Source organism: Variovorax sp. RTB1, from assembly GCF_035018765.1.
Taxonomy (GTDB): domain Bacteria; phylum Pseudomonadota; class Gammaproteobacteria; order Burkholderiales; family Burkholderiaceae_C; genus Variovorax.
In genome coordinates, this window is sequence record NZ_JASJXG010000140.1 from 1 (window position 1) to 234 (window position 234).

General features: G+C 57.3%; 1 protein-coding gene. It reads right to left on the minus strand.

The genetic code is table 11. The features are described from left to right. Positions 1–234: IS30 family transposase (locus QN397_RS26705; RefSeq protein WP_323502536.1), on the minus strand; the 234-nt coding region annotated here is incomplete at both ends.

The window sequence follows — 234 nt, forward strand, 5'->3', positions numbered from 1 at the left end:
GATGCCCTTGGGCATGTACTGCCTGAGCAGCCCGTTCGTGTTCTCATTGCTTCCGCGCTGCCAGGGGCTGCGTGGATCGCAGAAGTAGACCTGGATGTCGGTGGCCATCGTAAATTGCTTGTGCCCGTGCATCTCCGTGCCTCTGTCCCAGGTCAGTGACTTGTAGAGTTCCTGCGGCAATTTGCGAGCATTCTTGATGAGCGCGTTGACGACCGTCTGCGTATCTTTGCCTTC